We start from the raw sequence: 4051 nt of genomic DNA on the forward strand, positions 1-4051 counted from the left end.
CCCCGCCCCTTGCAACCCGGCACGAACGTTCCATGACGGCAGGATGCGGTGAATCGCGGAACGCTTGCCGCCCGCGGGGCGGGGTTGCGCCCTTCGCCGGCTCTGCGGATCGGCAAAAATGGGAACGGGCGCCTCGAATCGGGCGTTCGGGTGGCGGATCGTTTATCGGGGCCGCGCAAGAGGTCATCCGGAAACAGGGTAGGGATATGGTCAGACTTGGTGTGTTCTTGGTGGTGACGCTGATCGGGCTGTATCTGGTCATGCTGGTCTTTGGTTCGGGCGATCTGCGTGCGGGGCGCGACGGGCCGCAGCCCCGGGCAATCGCGCCCGAAAAGCCCGATCCTCGGGCCGAGGCGCGCAGGGATCCCGCTCCCCGGCCCGCCCCCGAGGTCGTCGAGGCAGCCGCGCAGACCCCGCAGAAGGTGCAGGAATTTCCCGGCCCGCCGCTGCAACCTTCGCCCGAATATGCGGGACGGACACCACAGGATCCGGCGCAGGCCCCGCCCGGCACGCAGGGGCCGGTCTTCTATGTCACGGGCAACCGGGTGAATTTCCGCGCCGGTCCCTCGACCGGCGACCGGGTGATCGGGTCGCTTTCGCAAGGGGCGGCGGTCGAAGTCCTGGGTCCGACCGATGACGCCTGGATCAACATTCGCGATTCCGACGGCCGCGTCGGCTATATGTCCGCGCAGTTTCTCAGTCAGGCGCGGCCCTGATCATGGCGGGACGGGTGCTGATCACCGGCTGTTCGTCCGGCATCGGTCTGGATGCCGCGCGTCGGATGCAGCAGGAAGGCTGGCAGGTCGTGGCCACCTGCCGCAAACCCGGCGACATCAGCGCCCGCCAGGCCGAAGGGATGGAATGCCACCACCTGGAACTGGCGGATCCGGACAGCGTCCGGGCGCTGGTCGCGGACGTGCTGTCGGGCGGCCCAGTGGACGCGCTTGTCAACAACGCCGCCTTCGCCCTGCCCGGCGCGGTCGAGGACATGCCGCGCGGCGCCCTGAGCGCGATCTTCGAGACAAACCTGTTCGGCACCCACGATCTGAGCGTTCGCCTGATCCCCCATTTCCGCCGGCGCGGCGTCGGGCGGATCGTCAATATCAGTTCCGTCCTCGGGCTGATCGGCATTCCCTGGCGCGGCCCCTATGTAGCGACGAAATTCGCGCTGGAGGGCCTGACCGACGTGCTGCGGCTGGAAATGCAGGGCACCGGCATCCGCGTGATCCTGATCGAGCCCGGCCCGATCGCCAGCCGCATCCGCGAAAACGCCATCCCCCATTTCGAGCGTTGGGTGAACTGGCAGGACAGCCCCCGCGCCGATCAATACCGCGCAAGCCTGCTCAAGCGGCTCTATGAACCCGCGGGCAAGGATCGGTTCGAATTGCCGCCCTCGGCGGTCAGCGACAGGATCGTCCATGCGCTGACCTCGGACAGGCCGCGCCCGCGCTACTATGTCACGACGCCGACATGGATCTCGGGCTTCGGGCGGCGGCTGATGCCCACGCGGGCTCTGGACTGGTTTGCCCGCCGGGGCTAGGGTCGCGCCCGAAAGGTGGACAAGCTCATGCGGGACGGACCTCTCTTCTATATCGTGGTGCTGGCGATGCTGGTGGTGCTGGGCATCCTCGCCACCGGGATCGGCGGTTTCGCGCGCGGCGGCGAATTCAACCGCAAGCACGGCAATCGCCTGATGCGATGGCGGATCATCGGCCAGGCGATCGCCGTTGCCCTGATCCTGCTGTTCATCTGGCTGAGGTCGCGCTGATGGTTGTCCTGAACCGGATCTACACCCGCACCGGCGACAAGGGCGAAACCGCCCTGTCCGATGGCAGCAGGGTGGCAAAACATGACGCCCGCGTCGCCGCCTACGGCACCGTGGACGAACTGAACGCGACCCTGGGCCTGTGCCGCCTGCACGCGGCCGATGGCATGGCCGACCGTCTGGCCATGATCCAGAACGACCTGTTCGATCTGGGCGCGGACCTGTCGCGGCCGGATATCGGGGCGGACGATCAGGCGGATCATCCCGTGCTGCGGATCATCGACGCGCAGGTCGCGCGCCTCGAAACCGAGATCGACGACATGAACGCCGATCTGCAACCCTTGCGCAGCTTCATCCTGCCGGGCGGTTCCGCCCTTGCGGCGCATCTGCACCTGTCGCGCACCGTGGCCCGCCGCGCGGAACGCTGCGCGACCGCCCTGGCGGCGACGGGCGATGCCAATCCGGCGGCCATCCGCTACCTGAACCGCCTGTCGGACTGGCTGTTCGTCGCCGCCCGTCAGGCCAATGGCGGCGGAACCGAGGATATCCTGTGGGTTCCGGGCGCCAGCAGATAGACACCGCCCGACGATACAAGTCGGGCGCAAACGCAGCGTCGGAAGCCGTTTTTCGGCTGTTCCCGGGCGGGACCAGCCGCTAACACTTGGCCCCGACGAAGGACGCAACCAAGGGAGAGCAGCCACATGAAGGTTCTCGTGCCGGTGAAGCGGGTGATCGACTACAACGTCAAGGCCCGTGTGAAAGCCGATGGATCCGGGGTCGATCTGGCCAATGTGAAGATGTCGATGAACCCCTTCGACGAGATCGCGGTCGAAGAAGCGATCCGGCTGAAGGAAAAGGGCGCGGCCGATGAGGTCGTGGCCGTCAGCATCGGCGTCAAGCAGGCGGCCGAGACGCTGCGCACGGCCTTGGCGATGGGCGCCGACCGGGCGATCCTGGTCGTGGCCGCCGAGGACGTGCACCAGGATATCGAGCCGCTGGCCGTGGCCAGGATCCTGAAAGCCGTGATCGACGAGGAGCAGCCGAAGCTGGTCATCGCCGGCAAGCAGGCGATCGACAACGACATGAACGCCACCGGCCAGATGCTGGCGGCGCTGCTTGGCTGGAGCCAGGCGACCTTTGCCAGCAAGCTCGAGATCGAGGGCGACAGCGCGAAGGTCACCCGCGAGGTCGATGGCGGGTTGCAGACCATCGAGGTCAGGCTGCCCGCGATCGTCACCGCCGATCTGCGCCTGAACGAGCCGCGCTATGCCAGCCTTCCCAACATCATGAAGGCCAAGAAGAAGCCGCTGGACGAAAAGACGGCCGCCGATTACGGCGTCGATGTCTCGCCCCGGCTCGAGATCGTGTCGACCCGCGAACCCGAGGGCCGCAAGGCCGGGATCAAGGTCGATTCGGTCGACGAACTGGTTGCGAAACTGAAAGAAGCGGGGGTCGTGTGATGGCTGTTCTTCTGCTGGGTGAAGTCACGAATGGCGAACTGAGCCGCGACGCGACGGCCAAGGCCGTGGGCGCGCTGAAATCCCTGGGCGAGGTCACGGTGCTTTGCGCCGGCGCCCAGGCGAGGGCCGCGGGCGACGAGGCCGCGACGATAGACGGCGTGGCCAGGGTGCTGGTGGCCGAGGATGCGCTTTACGGCCACCGTCTCGCCGAACCGGCGGCGGCGCTGCTGGTGTCGCTGGCCGGGGATTACAGCCACATCGCCGCGCCTGCCACGACGGATGCCAAGAACATCATGCCGCGCGTCGCGGCGCTGCTGGATGCGATGGTGATCCCGGACGTCTCGGCGGTGATCGATGCCGACACGTTCGAACGCCCGGTCTATGCCGGCAACGCGATCCAGACGGTGAAATCCAGGGACGCCAAGAAGGTGATGACCATCCGCACCGCCAGCTTCGACGCGGCAGGCGACGGCAACAGCGCCCCGGTCGAGGCGATCGGCGCCGCCGAGGATCCGGGCCTGTCGAAATGGGTCGGCGACGAGGTCGCCGAAAGCGACCGGCCAGAACTGACCTCGGCCGGGCGTGTCGTCTCGGGCGGCCGCGGCGTGGGGTCCAGGGACGATTTCGCCATCATCGAGGCCCTGGCCGACAAGCTGGGCGCCGCCGTCGGCGCATCGCGCGCGGCCGTCGATTCGGGCTATGCCCCGAACGACTGGCAGGTCGGTCAGACCGGCAAGGTGGTGGCGCCGGAACTCTATGTCGCCGTCGGCATCTCGGGCGCGATCCAGCATCTTGCGGGCATGAAGGACAGCAAGGTCATCGTCGC

General features: G+C 67.5%; 6 protein-coding genes. All 6 read left to right on the forward strand.

Features of this window, described 5'->3' with window-relative positions:
* Positions 1-206 precede the first annotated feature (206 nt).
* Entirely contained in the window at positions 207-716 is a 510-nt protein-coding gene (locus B4L36_RS06710; RefSeq protein WP_292954229.1) for an SH3 domain-containing protein, read from the forward strand.
* A 2-nt stretch (positions 717-718) separates the two neighbouring features.
* The gene (locus tag B4L36_RS06715; protein WP_292954232.1) at positions 719-1540 is read left to right on the forward strand and encodes an SDR family NAD(P)-dependent oxidoreductase; all 822 of its coding nucleotides are present in this window, start codon (positions 719-721) and stop codon (positions 1538-1540) included.
* 27 nt (positions 1541-1567) lie between these two features.
* Complete coding sequence (locus B4L36_RS06720) at positions 1568-1768, forward strand: twin transmembrane helix small protein (protein WP_292954235.1); 201 nt, start codon at positions 1568-1570, stop codon at positions 1766-1768.
* A complete protein-coding gene (locus tag B4L36_RS06725) occupies positions 1768-2340 on the forward strand; it encodes a cob(I)yrinic acid a,c-diamide adenosyltransferase (RefSeq protein WP_292954238.1) in 573 nt (190 codons plus the stop codon). The genes B4L36_RS06720 and B4L36_RS06725 overlap by 1 nt, the downstream gene beginning before the upstream one ends.
* Before the next feature lie 126 nt (positions 2341-2466).
* On the forward strand, positions 2467-3225 hold the full coding sequence (locus B4L36_RS06730) for an electron transfer flavoprotein subunit beta/FixA family protein (RefSeq protein WP_292954241.1): 759 nt from the start codon (positions 2467-2469) through the stop codon (positions 3223-3225).
* Positions 3225-4051 (forward strand): electron transfer flavoprotein subunit alpha/FixB family protein (locus B4L36_RS06735; protein ID WP_292954244.1); only part of this gene is annotated, 827 nt, incomplete at its 3' end. The genes B4L36_RS06730 and B4L36_RS06735, both read left to right, overlap by 1 nt.

The organism is Paracoccus sp. UBA889 (genome assembly GCA_002294185.1).
Lineage (GTDB): Bacteria > Pseudomonadota > Alphaproteobacteria > Rhodobacterales > Rhodobacteraceae > Paracoccus.